The organism is Mycolicibacterium brumae, assembly GCF_025215495.1.
Taxonomy (GTDB): Bacteria; Actinomycetota; Actinomycetes; order Mycobacteriales; family Mycobacteriaceae; genus Mycobacterium; species Mycobacterium brumae.
The window spans coordinates 1,037,837-1,059,071 of sequence record NZ_CP104302.1 but is presented as its reverse complement, the minus strand read 5'-3'; the positions used below and the strand labels follow the sequence as shown (position 1 = coordinate 1,059,071).

At 69.5% G+C, this 21,235-nt stretch carries 15 protein-coding genes and 1 tRNA gene; 9 read left to right on the top strand and 7 right to left on the bottom strand.

What is annotated here, in order from left to right:
- Nucleotides 1–472: 472 nt before the first annotated feature.
- Nucleotides 473–1,789: an MFS transporter gene (locus L2Z93_RS05325; RefSeq protein WP_090585515.1), complete on the top strand. Its 1,317-nt coding sequence runs from the start codon at nt 473–475 to the stop codon at nt 1,787–1,789.
- A gap of 81 nt (nt 1,790–1,870) precedes the next feature.
- Here the strand turns inward: L2Z93_RS05325 and L2Z93_RS05320 are convergent, their stop codons facing one another.
- The 3 genes from L2Z93_RS05320 to L2Z93_RS05310 form a co-directional block, all read right to left on the bottom strand.
- Nucleotides 1,871–3,823: a YhgE/Pip domain-containing protein gene (locus L2Z93_RS05320; RefSeq protein WP_193438916.1), complete on the bottom strand. Its 1,953-nt coding sequence runs from the start codon at nt 3,821–3,823 to the stop codon at nt 1,871–1,873.
- A gap of 14 nt (nt 3,824–3,837) precedes the next feature.
- Nucleotides 3,838–4,557, bottom strand: coding sequence for a hypothetical protein (locus L2Z93_RS05315; protein WP_370745804.1), 720 nt, complete (start codon nt 4,555–4,557; stop codon nt 3,838–3,840).
- 102 nt (nt 4,558–4,659) lie between these two features.
- Nucleotides 4,660–5,907, bottom strand: a complete 1,248-nt coding sequence (locus tag L2Z93_RS05310; protein ID WP_090585521.1) for an FAD-dependent monooxygenase — start codon at nt 5,905–5,907, stop codon at nt 4,660–4,662.
- A gap of 146 nt (nt 5,908–6,053) precedes the next feature.
- Here L2Z93_RS05310 and L2Z93_RS05305 point away from each other — a divergent pair, with 146 nt between their 5' ends.
- A complete protein-coding gene (locus tag L2Z93_RS05305) occupies nt 6,054–6,677 on the top strand; it encodes a TetR/AcrR family transcriptional regulator (protein ID WP_090585523.1) in 624 nt (207 codons plus the stop codon).
- On the opposite strand, the gene L2Z93_RS05300 is transcribed toward L2Z93_RS05305, so the two are convergent.
- A complete protein-coding gene (locus L2Z93_RS05300; protein WP_090585526.1) occupies nt 6,659–8,269 on the bottom strand; it encodes a PucR family transcriptional regulator in 1,611 nt (536 codons plus the stop codon). The genes L2Z93_RS05305 and L2Z93_RS05300 overlap by 19 nt on opposite strands.
- A gap of 172 nt (nt 8,270–8,441) precedes the next feature.
- Here L2Z93_RS05300 and L2Z93_RS05295 point away from each other — a divergent pair, with 172 nt between their 5' ends.
- From L2Z93_RS05295 to L2Z93_RS05285, 3 genes are read left to right on the top strand one after another with little or no spacing between them, the layout of a single operon-like run.
- Nucleotides 8,442–9,524 carry a saccharopine dehydrogenase family protein gene (locus L2Z93_RS05295; RefSeq protein WP_090585528.1) on the top strand — a complete coding sequence of 361 codons (1,083 nt, stop codon included), beginning with the start codon at nt 8,442–8,444 and terminating at the stop codon, nt 9,522–9,524.
- A gap of 21 nt (nt 9,525–9,545) precedes the next feature.
- Nucleotides 9,546–11,099 carry an L-piperidine-6-carboxylate dehydrogenase gene (gene amaB / locus L2Z93_RS05290; RefSeq protein ID WP_090585530.1) on the top strand — a complete coding sequence of 518 codons (1,554 nt, stop codon included), beginning with the start codon at nt 9,546–9,548 and terminating at the stop codon, nt 11,097–11,099.
- 3 nt (nt 11,100–11,102) lie between these two features.
- Nucleotides 11,103–13,235, top strand: coding sequence for a thiamine pyrophosphate-dependent enzyme (locus L2Z93_RS05285; protein ID WP_090585532.1), 2,133 nt, complete (start codon nt 11,103–11,105; stop codon nt 13,233–13,235).
- 409 nt (nt 13,236–13,644) lie between these two features.
- On the opposite strand, the gene L2Z93_RS05280 is transcribed toward L2Z93_RS05285, so the two are convergent.
- Nucleotides 13,645–14,244, bottom strand: coding sequence for a hypothetical protein (locus L2Z93_RS05280; protein WP_090585534.1), 600 nt, complete (start codon nt 14,242–14,244; stop codon nt 13,645–13,647).
- A gap of 80 nt (nt 14,245–14,324) precedes the next feature.
- On the opposite strand from L2Z93_RS05280, the gene L2Z93_RS05275 reads away from it, so the two are divergent.
- The 4 genes from L2Z93_RS05275 to L2Z93_RS05260 all read left to right on the top strand — a co-directional run bounded on the left by L2Z93_RS05275 (nt 14,325) and on the right by L2Z93_RS05260 (nt 19,815).
- Nucleotides 14,325–16,853, top strand: a complete 2,529-nt coding sequence (locus tag L2Z93_RS05275; protein ID WP_234785988.1) for a lysylphosphatidylglycerol synthase transmembrane domain-containing protein — start codon at nt 14,325–14,327, stop codon at nt 16,851–16,853.
- Between the two features lie 2 nt (nt 16,854–16,855).
- The gene (locus L2Z93_RS05270; protein WP_090585536.1) at nt 16,856–17,740 is read left to right on the top strand and encodes an alpha/beta fold hydrolase; all 885 of its coding nucleotides are present in this window, start codon (nt 16,856–16,858) and stop codon (nt 17,738–17,740) included.
- A 102-nt stretch (nt 17,741–17,842) separates the two neighbouring features.
- A complete protein-coding gene (locus L2Z93_RS05265; RefSeq protein WP_090585538.1) occupies nt 17,843–19,333 on the top strand; it encodes a flavin-containing monooxygenase in 1,491 nt (496 codons plus the stop codon).
- Between the two features lie 26 nt (nt 19,334–19,359).
- The gene (locus L2Z93_RS05260; protein WP_090585540.1) at nt 19,360–19,815 is read left to right on the top strand and encodes a VOC family protein; all 456 of its coding nucleotides are present in this window, start codon (nt 19,360–19,362) and stop codon (nt 19,813–19,815) included.
- 12 nt (nt 19,816–19,827) lie between these two features.
- Here the strand turns inward: L2Z93_RS05260 and L2Z93_RS05255 are convergent.
- Nucleotides 19,828–19,911, bottom strand: a tRNA-Leu gene (locus tag L2Z93_RS05255).
- A 55-nt stretch (nt 19,912–19,966) separates the two neighbouring features.
- On the bottom strand, nt 19,967–21,190 hold the full coding sequence (locus L2Z93_RS05250) for an NAD(P)/FAD-dependent oxidoreductase (RefSeq protein WP_090585543.1): 1,224 nt from the start codon (nt 21,188–21,190) through the stop codon (nt 19,967–19,969).
- Nucleotides 21,191–21,235 lie beyond the last annotated feature (45 nt).

Below are 21,235 nucleotides of genomic sequence, written 5' to 3'. Positions count from 1 at the left end.
TCTCCCTGCGGTCGCTCGCGTCTACAGTCTCGGCGTCGGCATACCGGCCGCGCCATGCTCCGGAGGTCGGATTGACCCCCGGGCAGCTGCCATAAGGGTGTCATAAGGGCCAGCGTTCCCATGCGCGAAAATTCGTTACTCGCGAGTTCTACGGTTGGGTAACCTGCCGCCGCGCGACGGGCCGCGAATCGCCGCCGGAACAAGCGCCCGACAAAGCTGCTGCATGCAGGTGGTTACGCTTGAGTAAGAAGAACTTCCCAGTTCACAGCAGTGCCGTTATCAAATCGTTATAAATGATCCTGGCCACTTTTCGCCCGGGAGTGGCGAAATCGGCCCGCGCCGGACGCCGACGTCCGGCCTGCGGAACACGCCGCCAAGATGTTTGCTGGCGATCTTACTGATCGGTAACTTTTTTCAGCGTCGATTCTCGCCCGCCGCGCGGCCCCAAAACGGCCGCGGCGATAATGGCTCGGTGGGAAAGCGCGCATGGGTGGTCTGGTCCGCCGGACTGCTGGCCTACGTGGTCGCCGTGCTGAACCGAACCTCGCTCGGGGTGTCCGGCCTGGACGCGGCCGACCGCTTCCACGTCGCGCCCGGGGTGCTGTCGAGCTTCGTGGTGCTGCAGGTGGTGGTGTACGCCGCGGCGCAGATTCCGGCCGGTCTGCTGCTGGACCGCTACGGCTCCCGGGCGATGATCGTGACCGGCGGGCTGCTGATGGCCGGCGGCCAGTTCGCGCTGGCGCTCACCGAGTCGCTACCGGCCGCGATGGCCGCCCGCGCGTTGCTCGGCCTCGGCGACGCGTTCACCTTCATCTCGGTGCTGCGCCTGGTCCCCTACTGGTTCCCCGAACGCCAGGTCCCGCTGGTCAACCAGCTGACCGGGATCTGCGGCCAACTCGGCCAGGTGCTCTCGGCGCTGCCGTTCCTCGCGGTGCTGCTCGGGCACGGCTGGACCACGGCGTACCTGAGCGCGGCCGCGCTGGGCGTGCTGACGGTGGTGCTGGCGCTGACCCTGGTCCGCAACACGCCCTCCCCGCGCCGCTATCGTTCCGCACGCGTCGCCCGGATGCGTTCGGCCGGAATCAGCGACACCTGGCACAACCTGCGCACGGTGTGGATGCGGCCCGGGACCCGGCTGGGGTTCTACATCCACATGGGCAGCCAGTTCTCGGTGACGGTGTTCACGCTGATGTGGGGCGTGCCGTATCTGACCGCGGCGCAGGGGCTGTCGCGCAGCGCGGCCGGCGCCATGCTGGTCGTCTCGGTCGCCACCGCCATCATCGCCGGGGTCATCATCGGCATCGTCACCGGCCGTCGTCCGCACCGCCGATCCCGACTGGTGCTGGCGATCATCTCCAGCAACGCGCTGATCTGGACCATCGTGCTCGCGCTGCCAGGCCCGGCGCCGTTGTGGCTGCTGGTGGTCCTGGTGGTGGTGATCTCGATCGGCGGCCCGGGGTCGATGGTCGGCTTCGACTTCGCCCGCTCCTTCAACCCGAGCAGCATCCTGGGCACCGCGCAGGGTGTGGTCAATATGGGCGGCTTCGTGGCCTCGCTGCTGGTCATCCAGGCGATGGGGCTGATCATCGGCGCGACCGGCGGCTACTCCTTCGAATCGTTCCGGCTGGCCTGGTGCGTGCAGTACGTCGTCTGGGGACTCACCGCGCTGGCCATCCTGATCAGCCGACGCAAGACCCGCCGCACCGTCGGCGACATCGAGGAGAGCCGCTACCTGCTGGAGTACTTCGACCCCGCCGACGAGCCCCGGTCTCGCCGCCGGGCGAACTGAGGGCGCGCCGGCTCGGCCTACACCTCGGGCCACATGGTCGGTTCCGGCCAGCGCGAGCTCCGCAGGCTCCGCTTGCTCGGCCTACACCTCTATCGGCGGGTAGAGCCGCTCCATGGTGTACTGCCGGTTGCGTCTGGCGGCCCAGGAACTGGCGGCCAGCGACGTCGCCAGGATGGTCAATAGCACCGCGATCGCCGTCCACAATCGGGCGTCGACGCCACCGGCGATCAATTGCCGCAACCCGTTGACGGCATAGGTCATCGGATCGAACGGGTGTATCCACTGGAACGGTTTGGCCGTCGTCTCCACCGGATAGATGCCACCGGCCGACACCAGCTGGAACATCAGGAAGGCCAGCGTGAGCACCCGGCCCACGGCCACGCCGAACACCGCGTTGAAGGCCTGGATCAGCGCCAGGAACGCCGCCGATATCAGCGCCAGGAACCCGACCGTCGCCAGGGGATAGCGGGCGTCGAGCCCGACGGCGTAGTGCACCACCAGGTACATCACGGTGACCTGCGCGGCGACGATCAGCAGACCCGGCCAGTAGGACGCCAGCGCCACCCGCAGCGCGCCCAGGCCGTGCACGATCGGCCTGGTCTGCAGCGGTTTGAGCAGCATCCAGACGATCAGCGCGCCGATGAACAGCGCCAACGGCATGAAGAACGGCGCGAACCCGGTGCCGAAGGTCTTCATCGGGTTGTGCTCGACGATCTCCAGGGTCGCCGGCGCGGCGAGCGTCTTGGCGGTGGCGGTGCGCTGCTCCGGCGTCCAGGACGGCACCTGGGTGGACCCGTCGCGGAGTTTCGTGGCCAGCTCCGCACTGCCGTCGCGCAACTGCGAGGTGCCGTCGGCGAGTTTGGCCGCGCCAGCGGACAGCTGGGTCATCCCGGTCTTGAGCTGCTGGGCGCCGTTGTCGAGCTGCTCGACCCCGTCGCGCAGTTTGACGACGTCCTTGCGCAGCTGGCCATTGGTGGCCTTGGTCAGGAACTGGCGCAGCTTGCTGTCCGGATTGGCGAGGTCGTTCTCCAGCTTGGCGGCGTTGGTCCGCCAGGCGGCCAGGCCGGTGTCAGTGGCCGGGTCCATATCCTTGGCCCGCATCAGTTTCTGCGCGCTCGCCAGGAACTCACCCATGTGCTTGAGGGTTTCGTCGGGATTGTTGCGCAGGAAATCCACCACCTGGTCGACGACGACGGCTGCGTGCGCGTAGTTGATGTTCATCGCCGCGATCCGGTCGCTGGTCGAGCGCACCGCGCCGGCCAGATGCAGCGCGGCGTTGGCGACGTCGTCGGGGTTCACCGCCAGGGTGTCGAGGTCGCCCAGCACGTCGATCATCGGGTTCAGAGCGTTGTCGACCCCGGTGCGCAACTGCTTGGTTCCCGCGGCGAGTTTGGTGGTGCCGTCGCTGGCGGTGTTAAGCCCGGCGGACAGCTGGTGCGCGCCGTCGTCGGCCTGCACCAGGCCGTCGTGCAGTTCGTCGGCGCCGTCGGCGGCCTTGCCGAGGCCTTCGCCGGCGTCGGTCAGGCCGGTCAGCACCGCGCCGATGGACTGCTCGCCGATCTCGGCGTTGACCTTGTTGATCACCTCGCGGGCGGCGTTCTGCCCGATGATCGAGCCGAGGTAGTTGTTGGCGCCGTTGAAGGTGAACCGGACCTTCGCCTGCTCCGGGTCGTCGCCGGTGGGCGAGGCCACGTTCTTGCTGAAGTCCTCGGGCAGCGTGATGGTGAAATACACCTTGCCGGAAGACAATTGGGACGCGGCTTCCGCCTCGGGCATCTCGCGCAGATCCAGTTGGTGGGAGTCCCGCAGCCCCTGGGCGACCTGGGCGCCGACATCGAGCCGTTTGCCGTCGACGGTGGCGCCACGATCGGAGTTGACCAGCGCCACCGGCACCCGGCCGACCTCGTTGAACGGGTCCCAGAAGGCCCACAGATACATGGCGCCGTACAGCAGCGGCATCAGCACGACGACGGTCATCGCGATGCGCGGCATGACACCGCGACTGAACCGTTTGACGTCGGTCCCCAAGGACATCCCGGCAAGCATGATTACTTGGTTCCCTTCTGCGCGGCCATCTCGACCCGGGCGACATTGGCCACCGGAAGTTGGGCGCGCACATCGTGGCCGACCAACTCATTGACGCTGGCGGTGACGACGGTCTGCTCCGCGCCGAGCGCCACCAACCGGCTCACCAGCAGGTCGCGGTTGCGGTCGCTGGTGACGTAGTCCAGATTCCCTACCACCAGCAGCTGCGGTCGCCTGATATTGGCCAGCGACACCCGCAACAGCAGCCGGTCCAGTTCGGTGAGCTCCTCGACGTATTCCCGCAGCGGCGGTAGCGGCAGGTCGCCGAACACCGGCAGGCACACCCGGTCCAGCTCGGCCTGACCGGCGCGGGGCACCATCTTGTGCCAGGGCGAGGACCAGCGCACCTGCTCGGTGATCAGGTCCTGCACGGTGACCGACTCATAGACGGTGTCCAGACCGTCGATGCCCGACAGCGCGGTGTGGGCGAAGATGTCGGTGGCCTTGGTCCGGCCGAAGACGCTGAGCTCACCGGCAGCCGGGCGCATCCGGCCGGCCAGCGTCAGCAGCAGCGCGGTGCGCCCTGATCCGGCCTCGGCCAGCAGCACGGTGACCCCACCGGCGTCGACGTCGAGGTCCAGCGGGCCGTACACCGGGCCCCACGGCCCGGAGACTCGGATGCCGCGGGCATGGATCGCGGAGCCTGGCGCCGTGGCCGCCCCCTCGTCGCCGATGTCAGACACCGCACACCTCCGTCTCGCGGCCGCTGTTCCCGGGCACAATCCCACCACACTGGCCTCACCCGTTTCCGGTGATCCCAGGTTTGAGGGACCGAAGACCCCGGATCAGGCGGCGGCGGTCTCGGCGGCGATGTCGGCGTTTCGCATCCGGAACGACGGGATGGCCTTCAGCAGGAGCGCCAGCACCGGCCGCAGCAGCCGCGAGCGCCGCGCCGCCATGAACCCGCGGCGCATGGCGATCGCCTTCTTGTCACCGGGGGTGAAGAGTTGCGCGCCCAACAATCCGGCTTGCTGATAGGCGTCGGTGTAAGGCCGCATCCGGCGCTCCCATTCGGTCAGCGCGTCATCCAGCGATCCCGACGAGTTCTCCAGGACATCGCCGAGCAATTGCCCGCCGGCCATCCCCGACGAGGAGCCCATGCCGGAGTACAGGGTCGGGCACCAGGCCGAATCCCCCACCAGGACAACACGTCCACGGTGCCAGCTGTCCATCTTGACCTGGGTGGCCGAATCGAACAGCCGGCTCTCGGCGTCGCCGAACTCGATGATCACCTCCTCCAGCAATTCGCCGTAGGGCGCCGGCCCGTAGACCTCGCGAATCCGGTCGACGGGCGAGCCGGCGAATTCGGCGTCGATGTCCTCGGTGCGGTAGGAGAACAGCGCGGTCGGCAGATGGTCGGCGAACGGATACACGATCAATGAGCGGCCCACCTCGAATTGCATGGCCCCGTCGGTGGGGCCCAGTCCCGCGGGCACGCGGGACAGTTGGAAGGCGGCGATCATGTAACCCAGCGGATGCAGGTACTGCTCGTGCGGGCCGAAGACCAGGGAGCGCACCGTGGAGCGCAGCCCGTCGGCGCCGACGACCAGTTCGTAGCGTTCGGTGGTTTCGGCGCCGGTGACGGTGTTGCGAAGAACGACGTCCACGCCGTCGTCGTCCTGACTGATCCGGGTCGGCGTCGTCTGGCAGCGCACCTCGACATCGGCGGGCAGCGCGGTGAACAGGGTGTCCTCGACGTCGCCGCGGAGTTGCAGCATCGGCCTGGGGTCCAGCGGAATATCGAAGATGCCGACCGATCGGCGGCTGTTCCCGTCGCGATCGACGTCGAAGTTCGCGCCGTCGGGGCCCGGCGTGCGGTCAGGCAGGTCGTCGAGCACCCCAAGGCGCCGGGCGGCGGCCTGGCCGGCCCCCATGGTGGCGATGAAGTATCCCTCGGTGCGCCGACCCGGCGCGCGTTCCACGATCGTCGGTTCCCAGCCGGCCTGGCGCAGCCGGATCGCCGTGGCCATCCCGCTGATACCCAGCCCGACCACCAGGACCTTGCCGGGGGTGATCGGCGCGGCGGCGTTCATGATGTTCTCCCATCCTTCTTGTGAATCTATATTCACGTTTTCACAGATGTGCACGACCTGCAAGTACCCGAGACGACAGAAGTTGAGATGAGCGCCAATTCACATTTGACCCGCGATCCGGGACCGACCGGTACGGTGGACCTGCCATGACCAGCGTCAGCCCCGCCGGGGCCATCCCACCGCGCCAGGCCCGCAGCCGGGCCGCGCTGGAACGGCTGCTGTCGGCGGCCCAAGAAGTGCTGGTCACCCGCGGTTTCGACGAGTTCACCATCGCCGCCGTCGCCGAAAAGGCCGGCGTCTCGGTCGGCGGCGTGTACCGCCGCTTCACCGGCAAGGACCAATTGCTGGAGACCGTGCTCGATCGCGCGCTCGATGATCTGCAGTCCACCGTCAGCGCCGCGCTGGCCACCCCGACCCCGGATCTCGCCGGCGCGGTGTCGGCGTTCGCCGGAGCGCTGGCGGACTATCTCGGCAGGACCGGCCCGCTCTACACCGCCGCGCTCACCGCGAGCCGACGGCCGGACAAGCGCGACCGGGCGCTGGCGGTGCTGACCGGCCTGCAGCGGGTGTTCTTCGACGCCGCCTTGCCACACGCCGCCGAGATCACCCACCCGGCGCCCTCGACCGCGCTGAACACCGCGCTGCGCACCATCATCGGCGCCGGCGTGCATCGGGCGGCAACCGCCCCGTTGTGGCCCGACGGCCTCGGCTGGGAGCAGTGGGCGAGCGAAATGGCCGAGATGGCAACGGGTTATCTGACCCGGTCCTGATCGAGCCGACGCACCTCCAGGCCCAGCCAGATCGGCAACATCTGGTCCGGGTCGGCCAGCTCGACGCCGAAGGTCTCCGAGATCCGCCGGAGCCGGTAGCGCACCGTGTTGGGATGCACCCCGAGCTCGGCGGCGGTGCGCGTGGCGTCGCGCCAGTTGCGCAGATACACCCGCAGCAGCTCGGCGTAGCCGGTGCCGAATCCCTCATCGTGGGAACGGATTTCGTCAACCCGCGCGGACACCAGCCCCGGCGTCTCGGCGGCCGCGGCGGCCAGATCTGCGAAGCTGGTCCGGTCCGTCAGCTGACGGTGGGTCGCGATCGGCGCGAGCTCCGGCTCGCGTCGCAGCAGCGTGGCGACCTTCGCCGAGGACTGCGCCGAGGACCGGAGCCCGGCGGCCGTCGCCGCGACCGGCCCCACCCCGATGACGACGTCGAGTTCCAGCGCGGTTCGCGCCGAACGCCGGATCGCCTCGGCGGTCACCACCAGGTCCTGCGAGTCCGCGAGCCGCTTGGCCGAGCAGACCACGTGCACCAGGTCGCTCGCGCCGGTGACCCCCACCGCGAGTTTGCGTGATTGGCAGTTCAATTCGACCAGCGCGGCGAACCGCTGCTGCCGGGCGATCAGCCGTTGCGCCGGGCTGACCGCGGCGATGGTCATCGCCGCCATCGGGGCGCCCGGCGAGAAGCCCAGCACCGCCGCGGCATCGCGGAGATCGCCGCTGCCGGCGACCAGCTCGGCGGCCGCCTCGCTGCGCTGCTGGCGGGCCAGGTCCTCGGTTTGTCGCGCCCGCATCAGATGCGCCACGACCAGCGGCGCCACATCGGCGAGGTGACGCGACGCCCCCGGGTTGAGGCCGTTTGCCGGCACCGTCACCCACAGCGAGCCGATCACCTCGTCCCCGGACCGCAGCGCCACGCCGAGCCGGTCCAGGTCACCGCCCACCGCGGGCACCTCGCACACCGTGCTCGACTGATAGACCTGCCGATACTGGCCCGGATTCTCCGGCGCGAACGGAACCCGCCGGCCCAGGATGGCGTTTCGCCGGTTCTCGTCGATCGGGTACTCCCCCGACGAGTAGGCCAGCACCCGCAGGTTCACGTCCTCGATGACCACGGCCCCGCCGACCGAATCGGAGATCGCCTCGGCCAGCGAAAACAGGTCGCCGACCGGCGGGGCCCCGTCGCGGTGCGCGGCCGCCAGAATCGCCGCGCGCAATTGCGCCTCCACACCCAGCCAGTCCACCCCGTCGCCCACCGTCAGCAGCGCGACCCGATGATCGTCGGCCAGCCCGGCCAACTCCGGCGCCTCGACGAGCGCCGACGCCCGCAGCACCAGCGCGGTGTGCCCGGCCGCGGCGGCCTCGGCGAGCACCGCCGCGACGTCGACCAGACGCGGGGTGAGACCGACACCGATCAGGACGGCGAACGGCGCCGGGCGCAGTGGCGCCGTCGGATCGAACAGCGCGGTGCGGGTGACCGCGTTGTCACGGCTGCCACCGGCCAGCCGGAGATCGACCGGGCCGGCGACATTCAGCAGGTCACGGACCCGGCACCGGCCGCCGATCCCGGCCGATCCGCCGTTGATTGCCATGATCCGACCCTACGTCTGTTTGTCACCGGTTAACAAGAACGGGATATCGACTACAGCTTCTCCGACAACGATTTCGGCGGTGACGGCTGTCACGCTGGAAGCACAGCGTCCGCAGCGGGACGCGCATTCGTCGACGCCCTCCAGGTGTCTGAGTCCGAGAAGGAGCGCCGCCATGGCCAAGAAAATCGATCGCGTAGCAGTCTTCGGGCTCGGCAAGGTGGGCGAACTCGTCGCCGGCATGTTGGTCGACTCCGGCTTCACGGTGGTCGGTCACGATGTGGCCGTCGGCGCGGTCGACCCGCGGTTCGAGGCCCGGGCCACCGATCTCACCGACCCGACCGCCATCCGGGCCGCGCTCGCCGACGTCGACGCCATCATCTCCTGCCTGCCGTACAACCTGAACATCGCCGTCGCCGAAGCCGCCTACGACACCGGCGTGCACTACTTCGACCTCACCGAGGACGTGCCCACCACCAATCGGGTCATCGAACTGTCCGAGCGCGGCGCCAAGGCCGCGTTCGCGCCGCAGTGCGGGCTGGCGCCCGGCCTGATCGGCATCATCGGCGCGTCGATGGCCAAGACCTTCGACTCCGTGCGTTCCATCGAGCTGAAGGTCGGCGCACTGCCGCAGAATCCGACCGGACTGCTCGGATACGCGTTCAACTGGTCGGCCGCCGGCGTCATCAACGAATACATCAACGACGCCGAGGTGGTGCGCAACGGCAATCCGCAGATGGTCCCGGCGATGACCGAAACCGAGCGGGTGGTGATCGGCGGAGTGGAGCTCGAGGCGTCGCTGACCTCCGGCGGTCTGGGCACCATGTGTCAGACCTACGCCGGCAAGCTGGAGCGCCTGGACTACAAGACCCTGCGCTACCCCGGCCACTTCGCCCAGATGCGCTTCCTGTTCGACGAGCTGCGGCTGCGCAACCGCCGCGAACTGGTCAACGAGATCCTGGTCGACGCGAAGCCGCCGGTCAACGACGACATCGTCTACCTGCACGCGTCCGTCGAGGGCGTCAAGGACGGAAAGCCGTTCCGGGAGAACTACGTTCGCGGTTACCTGCCCGCCGACATCGGTGGCCACCGGTGGCGTGCCATCTCCTGGACCACCGCCGCCTCGGCCGTGGCCGTCGTCGAACTGGTGGACTCCGGCCGGCTGCCCGGCACGGGCTTCATCCGCCAGGAGGACATCAGCTTCGCCGACCTGTGCGACACCAAGGCCGGCCAGCGATTTCTGCACGCCGGACGCTGAGCACGGGAAGGATTGACACTCATGACCACCACGGTTTCCGCTGCCATCACCCTGCCCACCGCCGACGATCTGCGCGATCGCGCCCGCGCCGCGCTCTCGGCCTGCGGGGTGGACCTGTCCCTGCTCGACCCGGCCGCCGGGCCGCGAATCACCGCGCGCACCCCGGTGACCGGTGACGACCTGTTCGGCTACCCGGGCTCCGACGCCTCCGACGTCGCCGCCGCGATCGACACCGCGCACCAGGCCTATCTGAGCTGGCGCACCGTGCCCGCCCCGGCGCGCGGCGCGCTGATCAAGCGGTTCGGCGAGCTGCTCACCGAGCACAAGGCCGATCTCGGCGCGCTGATCGGCATCGAGGTCGGCAAGATCACCGCCGAAGCCCTCGGCGAAGTGCAGGAGATGATCGACATCTGCGACTTCGCCCTCGGCCTGTCGCGCCAGCTCGACGGACGCACCATGCCCAGCGAGCGGCCCGGACACCGGCTGATGGAGACCTGGCACCCGCTGGGCGTGGTCGGCGTGATCTCGGCGTTCAACTTCCCGGCCGCGGTTTGGGCCTGGAACACCGCGCTGGCGATCGTCTGCGGCGACGCGGTGGTGTGGAAGCCCTCCGAGCTGACCGTGCTCACCTCCGCGGCGTGCGCGGCGATCTTCGACCGGGCCGCCGCCGAGTGCGGCGCGCCCGACGGCCTGCACGTCATGGTGGCCGCCTCGGCCGCCGACGCCGAGGTGCTGGTCGACAGCCCGAAGGTGCCGGTGGTCAGCGCCACCGGCTCCGAGCGGATGGGCGCGCAGGTCGCGCCGCGGGTGGCCGCCCGGTTCGGCCGCACCATCTTGGAGCTCGGCGGCAACAACGCCGCCATCGTCACCCCGTCGGCGGACCTGGACCTGGCGGTGCGCGGAATCGTGTTCGCCGCGGCCGGCACCGCCGGTCAGCGCTGCACCACCATGCGCCGGGTGATCGCGCACACCGACATCGCCGACGAGCTGACCGATCGGCTGTGCGAGGTGTACCGGCGGCTGCCGGTCGGCGACCCGTTCGCCGAAGGCACGCTGGTCGGTCCGCTGATCGACGCCCGGGCGCACGCGAATATGGTTGCCGCCCTGGATGACGCGGTCGCCCAGGGCGGCCAGGTGCTGGCCGGCGGGGCGCGCCGGGAAAGCAGCGACGGCTCGTTCTATGTCGAGCCGGCGATCGTCGCGATGCCCGCGCAGACCGCCGTCGTCCAGCGGGAGACCTTCGCCCCGATCCTGTATGTGCTGCGCTACTCCACCCTCGCGGAGGCGATCGCGCTGCACAACGACGTCCCGCAGGGGCTGTCGTCGTCGATCTTCACCCTCGATCAGCGCGAGGCCGAGCAGTTCCTGGCCGCCGACGGATCCGATTGCGGCATCGTCAATGTCAATATCGGCACCTCGGGCGCGGAGATCGGCGGCGCGTTCGGCGGCGAGAAGACCACCGGCGGCGGACGGGAATCCGGGTCGGACGCGTGGCGGGGCTATATGCGCCGGGCGACCAACACCATCAACTACTCCCACGACCTGCCGCTGGCCCAGGGCGTCAATTTCGGCTGACCGATGGCCGAACCCATTGACGACTACTTCGTCGCCGCGCTGCGGGCCCATCCGGGTTCCGCAGCCGGCGAACCGGGCCTTTCGGTCAAGGAGGCGCTGGCGGTCTTCGACGCGCAGATCGGCAGCAGGCACCTGGACCTGGCGGCCCGGGCGTTGCGCGCTCGCGGGCGCGGCTACTACACCATCGGCTCCGCCGGCCACGAGTCCAACGCGGTGGTGGCCGCGGCGCTGCGCGCAGACGATCCGGCCTTGCTGCACTACCGATCCGGCGGGTTCTTCCTGGCCCGCGCCGCGCAGCGGGACTCCGAGCGCGACGCATTGCGCGATGTGCTGCTGGGCATGGTGGCAGCGACCGACGAGCCCATCGCCGGCGGCCGGCACAAGGTGTGGGGGCGCCACGACCTGGCGGTGATCCCGCAGACCTCGACCATCGCCTCGCACCTGCCGCGGGCGTTCGGGATGGCCTTCACGCTGGCCGCCGCGCAACGCAGCGCGGACTGCCCGTGGCCGGCGGATGCGGTGGTGGCGTGCAGCTTTGGTGACGCGTCGGCGAATCATTCCACCGCGGTCGGCGCGATCAACGCCGCCCGCAACGCGGCGTTCCGCGGGCTGCCCGTGCCGCTGCTGCTGGTGTGCGAGGACAACGGCATCGGGATCAGCACCCGCACCCCGGCCGGTTGGATCGCGTCCAGCTACGCGAATCTGCCCGGACTGGCCTACTTCGAGGCCGACGGCGCCGACGTGGCGGGGGCCGCGGCCGCCGCCACGGCTGCCGCCGACTGGGTGCGCGGCAGGCGCAGCCCGGCGTTCCTGCACCTGCGCACCGTCCGGTTGATGGGGCACGCCGGCTCCGACGTCGAAACCGGTTACCGCACAACGGCGGAGATCAGCGCCGACTACCCGCGGGACCCGGTGCTGGCCACCGCCCGCTGGCTGATCGAGCACGGCGGCCTGGCGCCCGAGGAGGTGCTCGGACTATATGAGGACAAGCGGGAGGTGGTCGCGGCACTGGCCGACGAGGTCTGCGAGCTGCCGCAACTCGACAGCGCCGAGGCCGTTCTCACGCCGCTGACCACCACCGCCCAACGCGCCAGGGACGTGTCCTCGGCCACCCGTTCCACCGGCGATTCCGGGTTGACGTTGGCCCAGTCCATCAACGCCGCGCTGGTCGATGTTCTGGAAACCCATTCCGGAGCAACCCTTTTCGGCGAGGACGTGGCACGCAAGGGTGGCGTGTACGGGGTCACCCGCGGACTGCAGAAGCGCTTCGGGCGGTCCCGGGTGTTCGACACCATCCTCGATGAGCAGACCATTCTCGGCCTGGCGCTCGGAGCGGGCCTCAACGGGATGTTGCCCATCCCGGAAATTCAGTACCTGGCCTATCTGCACAATGCCGCCGATCAGCTCCGCGGCGAGGGCGCCACCCTGGACTTCTTCTCCAATGGCCAGTACCGCAACCCGGCGGTGGTCCGGGTCGCCGGCTACGGCTACCAGAAGGGCTTCGGCGGGCACTTCCACAACGACAACTCGGTGGCCGCGCTGCTGGACATCCCCGGTCTGACGGTGGCGTCCCCGTCGCATCCCGACGACGCCGCGGCGATGCTGCGCGCCTGCGCGGCCGCTGCCGCGGCGGCCGGAACGCTGAGCGTGTTCCTGGAACCCATTGCGCTGTACCACACCCGAGACCTGCACACCGGCGGTGACGGCGGCTGGCTGTCCACCGGCGAAGCCGTCGATCCCACGATCGGGGTGGGGCGCACCCACGGCGACGGCGAGGATTTGACGCTGATCAGCTTCGCCAACGGCGTGCCGATGAGCCTGCGGATCGCGGCGCGGTTGGCGCAGCGCGGCGTCAACGCCCGGGTGCTGGATCTGCGGTGGCTGGCGCCGCTGCCGGTCGACGACATTCTGCGCGAGGCGGAGGCGACCGGACGGGTGCTCATCGTCGACGAGACCCGCCGCAGCGGCGGCGTCGGCCAGAGCGTGCTCGCCGCCCTCGTGGAGAACGGCTTCGCCGGGGCGATCTCGCGGGTCAGCAGCGCCGACAGTTTCATCCCGCTCGGCGACGCGGCACTGCGCGTGCTGCTCGACGAAGAGACCGTCGAGCAGCACGCGCTCAAGCTCACGTCGGCGTGACGTCACCGGCGGCGAACCCCTTGAGTGGCCAAGTAGCGCACGAAAACCCTTCCCAGTGGCCAGTTCTGGCACAAAAACCTCCGAGAGTGGCCACCTAGCGCACGAGGGCTCCATGGCGTCCGCCTCGCGCAGGGCTGTCCTGGGCCTTTGTGTGCATCGTTGGCCCCTCGTGCGCTAGGTGGCCACTCGCGAAGGAAAACGTGCAGTAGGTGGCCGCTCGCCAAGGAAAACGTGCCGTCCTTGGCCGCTCGCACGCTCCGCCGAGCCTCGCTGAACCTGAGCGCTTGATGTTCGGTTCCAGCTTCGACTCGGCTCCGCACGCTCCGCCGAGCCTCGCTGAACCTGAGCGCTTGATGTTCGGTTCCAGCTTCGACTCGGCTCCGCAAGCTCCGCCGAGCCTCGCTGAACCTCAGCGCTTGTGCAGCAGCCCGTCCTCGAACCGGAAACCGCCGGTCGGGGTCTGACAGTCGACGCCGTCGTCGGGAAGCGCCAGGCAGGTCACCGATCCCACCGTGATCCGGTGATGCTCCGGCAGCGCCGGCGCCGCCTCGGGCCCGCCTTCGCCGATCGAGTTCTTCGGGCCGTCCGGCGGCACGATCAGCACCTGGTTCGGCGGTCCCTGGAACGGGCCCTCGGTCACCGGACCGGTGTTCGACGGGAACTCGACATTGCAGGCCAACCCTCGTTCGGCGTCGTCACCGGACCCGCGCACCGGGAAAATCGCGCACTCCCGCAGCGGGGTCTGCATATAGCTGAACCGGTAGTAGCCGGGCGACTCCTGGTAATCGTCGGCGACGACGTCGATCTCGGCGAAGGCCGGCATGGAGACCGTCGTGGTGGTGGTCCCCGCCGCGGCGCCCGGCGTCGACGGATTGCCGTCGGACTCCGGCTCACGGGTGGCGATCACCGTGATCAGCCCGACCAGCAAAATCAGCGCCGCCCCGACTGCCAGCCACAGCCACAGCCTGCCCAGCGGGGTGGACACCAGCTCGAGTTCGTCGTCGGCCACGCCACCATGCTAGATCCACCCAGTAGATTGACTCGGGAACCGCCGACCAGCTGCGGACCGAGGTAGAAAGACCAGGGTGGATGCGAGTTGACGGACGCGATATCGCGGTCACCGGCAAACTCCTGCTGCCCTGGAACCGTCGCACCAACGATCTGATCCGGCTCGGGCTGTCCGGGATGTTGCTGGCCGTGATCGTCACCAGCTCGGTCATCACCCGCAATGACTGGGAGGCGTTGGAGCGATCCATCTCCGACATCGTCGGAGTGCTCACTCCCACCCAGTCCAACCTCGTCTACCTGGTCTACGGCGTCGCGATCCTGGCGTTGCCGTTCGCGATTCTGATCGGGCTGGTCGCGGGACGGCAGTGGAAACTGCTCGGCGCCTACGCCGCCGCGGCCGCCGCGGCGGTGCTGTCACTGTCGATCAGCCCCAACGGATTCGCCGCGCCGCAATGGCATTTCGACATGGACGAGCGGCTGGACACCGTGCTGGCCCGATTCCTCGACGATCCCCGCTGGATCGCCATGCTGGCCGCGATGCTCACGGTGTCCGGCCCCTGGCTGCCGTCACGCTGGCGGCGCTGGTGGTGGGCCCTGTTGCTCGCGTTCGTGCCGATCCACCTGGTGGTCAGCGCCGTCGTGCCGGCCCGTTCGCTGCTCGGTTTGGCGGTCGGCTGGTTCATCGGGGCGCTGGTGATCCTGGTGTCGGGCACCCCGGCTCTGGAGGTGCCGCTGGAGGGCGCGGTTCGAGCGTTGGCCCGCCGCGGCTACCAGGTGACGGCGCTGACGGTGGTGCGTCCGGCAGGCCCCGGCGCCCTGGTGTTGCAGGCCACCTGCAGCGACCAGATCCCGGGGGGCATCGCGGTGGCGCCCGCCGAGAACGCCGCGGCGGTACTACCGGCCGACCCCGATGACGGCCCGGAGGAGCCGGCGGCGCGGGAGCCGGAGCCGGCGAAGCCGACCCGGCCGTTCCCCCGCCGGATGCCGTGGCAGCCGTCCGGCCCGGTGCCCGGCGCCGCGCTGATCGAGTTGTACGGGCCGAACCAGCGCAGCGGCGGCCTGCTGCGCCAGTTCTGGCGCAAACTGCGGCTGCGCAGCTCCGAAACCGCCCCGCTGCACGCGTCGATGCAGCGCGCCGTCGAACACCGCGCGCTGATGTCCGTCGCGATCGGCGACCTGGGCCTGGCCAACACCTCGACGGTCGCGCTGTCGGCGCTGGAACGCGGCTGGATGCTGTACGCCCGCACCGCCGCCCGGGGCCGCCCGATCAACACCGAGGTCCCCGTCGAACAGATCTGGCAGAGCCTGGCCAAACTGCACGAGGCGCAGATCTCGCACGGCGACCTTCGGGTCAGCGAGCTCACCGACGACGATGGCACGGTGCTGTTCGGCGGCTTCGGCAAGGCCGAATTCGGCGCCACCGACGTCGGCATGCAGGCCGATATCGCGCAGCTGCTGGTGACCACCACCGCGGTGTACGGGGCCGAGCCGACGGTGACCGCCGCGATCGAGGTCTTCGGCCGCGACGCGGTGTTGGGGGCTTCGCGCCGGCTGACCAAGGCCGCCATGCCGCCGCGGATCCGCCGCGCGGTGCCCGACGAGTCGGCGCTGCTGGCGGCGGCCCGCGACGAGGTGCAGAAGCAGACCGGCGCCGATCAGATCCAGACCGAGACCATCACCCGGTTCACCCGCTCCCAGATCATCCAGCTGGTGCTGCTGGTGGCCCTGGTGTACGTGGCGTACCCGTTCCTGAGCACGCTGCCGACCTTCTTCTCCGAACTGCGCAGCGCCAACTGGTGGTGGGCGCTACTGGGGCTGGCCGTGTCGATAATGACCTACCTCGGCGCCGCGCTGGCGCTGTGGACCTGCGCCGACGGGCAGGTGAGCTTCCGCAATCTGACGATCATGCAGTTCGCGAACACCTTCGCCGCCACCACCACGCCGGCCGGCGTCGGCGGCCTGGCGCTGAGCGCCCGGTTCCTGCAGAAGGGCGGCCTGGGCGCGGTGCGCGCGACGACCGCGGTCGCACTGCAGCAGTCGGTGCAGGTCATCACCCACCTGGCGCTGCTGCTCGTGTTCAGCGTGGCAGCCGGCGCGCGCACCGACCTGTCGCGCTTCGTGCCGTCGGCGACGGTGTTGTGGCTGCTCGGCGGCGCCGCGCTCGGAGTGCTGGGCACGTTCATGTTCGTGCCCCGGCTGCGCCGCTGGTTGGGCACCGAACTGGCGCCCAAACTCGCCGAGGTGCTCGTCGACCTACGCGAACTGGCGCGCGAGCCCAAGCGGCTGGGACTGATCATCCTCGGTTGCGCCGCAACGACATTGGGCGCCGCACTGGCGCTGTGGGCCAGCGTGTGGGCGTTCGGCGGGGACACCTCGTTCGTGACGGTCACCGTCGTCACCATGGTCGGCGGAACACTGGCGTCGGCGGCCCCGACTCCCGGTGGCGTCGGCGCGGTGGAGGCCGCGTTGATCGGCGGTCTGGCCGCGTTCGGCGTGCCGATGGGCGTCGCGGTGCCCGCGGTGCTGCTCTACCGCATCCTGACCTGCTGGCTGCCGGTGATCATCGGCTGGCCGGTGATGCGCTGGCTGACGCGCAACAACATGATCTGACGATGACCCAGCACAGCCAGGGCGAGCCGGTCTGGGTTCCCACCCGCGACGGGCGACGGCTCTACGCCCAGCTGCTGCCCGGCCCCGAACCAGGCTGTCCCACCGTGGTTTTCGAGGCCGGCTCCGGCGCCACCCGGTCCTCCTGGTCCGCGGTTCAACACGGTGTCGCGCCCTTCACCCGGGCCATCGTCTATGACCGCGCCGGACTCGGGCACTCCGAGCCGGATCCCGAGTCGCGCACCCTGGACCGGATGGCCGACGACCTGTGCGACGTGATCGACCACTTCAGCCGCGATAACACCGGCCCGTTTGTCCTGGTGGGCCACAGCGCCGGCGGGCCGATCGTGCGATTGGCGGCCGCGCGGCGGCCCGCCGAGGTCCGCGGCCTGGTTCTCGTCGACCCCACCGACGAGGCCGCGGAGATGCTGTTCAGCACGCCGTTCCGGGTCGGCGAGAAGGTCTTCCTCGACATCGGGAAGGTGCTGGCCCGACTCGGAGTTCTCCCGCTGCTGTTCGACAAGCAGATCGACGCGGTCCCGGAGCAGGATGTGCGCGAGGACCTGCGCAATGAGGGCTTCACCGTCGGGGTGCTGGAAACCCAGGAGCGTCAAGCGCTCACCTTCCTCGACGAACTGGAGCAGTGGCGCGAGCATCCCCCGGACCTCGGCGACATCCCGGTGACGGTGATCTCCGGCGGACTGGCCGCCGACGGCATGCCCGAGTTCGTCCGGCACCAGATGAACGCCTCGCACCTGACCCGGGCCACGCACTGCGCCCGCGGAAAGTACGTGATCGCCCGCGAGTCCGGGCATCTCATCCCGATGACCGAGCCCGAACTCATCGTTCGGGAGATCCGCTCGCTGATCGTCACCCTGCCTACCCGCTGAGCTGGGCTTTTTCCGACGCGCGCGGGCGCGGCGCGCCATTGGGCCTCAATTCAGACGCCGATTGTCCTCGCATCCACCCCGTCGCCAGTCCATGCTTAGCCGATGAGCACCCCGAGCATCGAGACCGCGGACGCCGAAATCCCCGTCGAGCACGTCGACGTCCTGGTGGTCGGCGCCGGAATCTCGGGCATCGGCGCCGCCCGCTATGTGGCCGTCGAGCATCCGGAGAAGAGCATCGTGATTCTGGAGGGCCGCGATCGCCTCGGCGGCACCTGGGACCTGTTCAAGTACCCCGGCATCCGCTCGGATTCCGACCTGCACACCTTCGGCTACGACTTCAAGCCGTGGACGGAGCGGGAGGCGATCGCCGACGCTCACCAGATCCTGGCCTACCTGCAGGAGACCGTCGACGAGAACGGGCTGCGGGACAGGATCCGCTGCGGGCAGCGCGTCGTCGCCGCCGATTGGGACAGCGCCAAGCGGCACTGGGTGGTGACCGTCGAGCGGTCCGACAGCGGCGAGCGATTCCAGATGACCGCGTGGTGGATCTTCGCCGGCACCGGCTACTACAACTACGACGAGGGGTACACGCCGGTCTTCGAGGGCCGGGATCGCTTTCAGGGGCAGATCGTGCACCCGCAGCATTGGCCGGAGGACCTCGACTACGCCGGGAAGAAGGTGGTGGTGATCGGCAGCGGCGCGACGGCGGTGACGCTGATCCCGTCGATGGCCGACAAGACCGCCAAAATCACCATGCTGCAACGCACCCCGAGCTACATCATGCCGCTGCCCAAGGTGGATCCGGTTGCCATCGGCCTGCAGAAGGCATTCGGGGATGAGCGCGGCTACGCGTTGGCGCGGCGGTTCAATATCGGCAAGGGTCGGATGATCTACTCGTTCTGCCAAAACCACCCGAAAGCCGCGCGCAAGCTCATCCGGTTCGTCAACGCCCGGGCGCTGCCGCGCGGCTACGACGTCGACACCCACTTCAACCCGCCGTACAACCCGTGGGACCAGCGACTGTGCGCGGTCCCGAACGCGGACCTGTTCACCGCGATCCGCAAGGGCAAGGCCGATGTGGTCACCGACCGGATCGTCACGTTCGACGAGACCGGGATCCAGCTGGAAAGCGGCGACCACCTCGACGCAGACATCATCGTCACGGCGACCGGGCTGAACCTGCAGCTTTTCGGCGGTATGGCATTGTCGGTCGACGGCAAGCCGGTGACCCTGTCGGACTGTGTGGTGCACCGCGGCACCATGTTGTCGGGGGTGCCGAACCTGTCGATCATCGTCGGCTACACCAACTCGTCCTGGACGCTGAAGGTCGGCATCCTGTGCCCGTACGTGTGCCAGTTGTTCGACTACATGGACGAACACGGTTACGACGTCGCCTGCGTGCAAGCCGCTCCCGGGATGGAAACCCGCCCGCTGTTGGACTTCGGCGCCGGATATGTGCAGCGGTCGGTTAGCTGGTTGCCCAAGCAGGGCGATCACGCGCCGTGGCGGATGTCGATGGGTTTTGCCGAGGACAAGGCCCTGCTGGACGGCCCGCTGATCAGCGAGGGTCTGACCTTCTCCGGGCCGGAGTGACCTCAGCCGTCGACTAGCATCAAGCTGTGGCGCTGCACTGGAAGCTGGTCATCGACTGCACGGATGCCAACGCGATCGCCGATTTCTGGGCGCACGCGCTGGGCTACCAGGTCGAGGACCCCAGCGCGCTGATCGAGCACCTGCTCTCGGAGCGGCAGCTACCGGAGTCCGCGGTGGCCGAGCACGGCGGCGGCAAGCGGTTCGCGGGTCTCGCGGCGGTCCGGCATCCCCATGACCCGTTCGACGCGTTCAGCGGCGTGGGGCACGGCCGCCGGATCCTGTTCCAGCAGATTTCGGAGCCGAAAGCGGGCAAGAACCGCCTGCACATCGATGTGCACGACGACGGCGGGGACCTCGACGCCCTGGTCCTGCGCCTTGAGCAACTCGGCGCGACGCGGGTGGGGCTTGTGGATCAGGGGCCCGCGGGTCGCTGGTGGGTGATGCGCGATCCGGAGGGCAACGAGTTCTGCGCCTGCGGTTGAGACGGCGCGTAGTGCGGGCGGTGGGACTCGAACCCACAAACTCTTTCGAGCAACGGCACCTAAAACCGTCCTGTTTGCCAATTTCAGCACGCCCGCGACGGCATTGATCGTACCGCCCGTCCGCGCCGCAGCGATCGCCGTGTCCAGCCCCTCAGCGCAGCGGGTCGAACGGGGCGATGGTCGGGTCCACTTCCCCGGTGACGATCTGTTTGGCCAGCATCTTCCCGGTCGCCGGACCCAGCACGATGCCCCACATCCCGTGTCCCCCACCGACGAACACCCCGGGCGATCGGGTCGCGCCCACCAGCGGAAGCCCGTCCGGGGTGACCGGACGCGAGCCCACCCATTCGTCGTGCCGATCGTCGAGGTCCACCCCGGTCAGCAGTTCCCGAACCTGGTTGACGATTGCCTGGATCCGGCGCGGCTGCGGCGGCTCGTCGGGCCGACGGAACTCCATGGTCCCGGCGATCCGGAACCGCCCCTGATACGGGGTGCAGGCGATGCGCTGCTTGGGCAGGTACAGCGGATGCTCAACCGGCACATCGGTTTTCACGGTGAACGAGTAGCCGCGACCGGCCTGCACGCGGGTGCGCACCCCGAGCCCGCGCGCCAGTTTCGGCAGCCACGCGCCGGTGGCGACGACCACCGAGTCGGCCTCCAGCCGCTCCCCGGTGGCCAGCACGACGGCCGGATGCGGACCGCCGACGACGGTGGTGACCGCGGCGCCGACCCGCAGATTCGCCCCGCGCTCGACCACCGACTCGCCGAGCGCCTCCAGGTACGGCCCCGGCTCGAGGAATCGTTGACCGTCCAGCCGGTAGGCGGCCGTCGCCCGCTCCGACAGGATCGGGCACAGCTCGCGCGGATCGTCTAGAGGGGTGAGCGGCACGTCCTGACCATGCCGCCGCGCGCCCTCGATCTCCCGCAGGAACGCGGTGGCGTCCGACGGCTGGGCGAACCCGATCACAAACGGGCCCTCCCGGGTCCATGCCTGGACCCCGCCAGCGGACAGCTCGTCGAAGCAGCCCAGCGCGATCTTGTCGATCGGGGTGAGGGCGGCCATGGTGGCGTCCCAGGCCCGCCGGGTGCCGTGCGCGGCGAAACGCGCCAGGAACGACCACAGGTTGACGTCGACGCGCAGCGGAACGTGCAGTGCCGCATCGGGATCCAGCAGCGCGGTGGGACCGTAGGTCCACAGGCTCGGGTCCGCCAGCGGGATCGCCTTGCCGGGAGTCAACCAGCCGGCGTTGCCCCAGGACGACCCGGCTGCCACACCCGCGCGGTCGATGACGGTGACCTCGACACCGCGCTCCTGCAAATGCCACGCGGTGGCCAGACCCACCATCCCCGCGCCGATCACGATGGAATGCGCCACGATGAACCTCCCTGCCGAAACGTTCAAGGCCTCTCTCCATCTCAG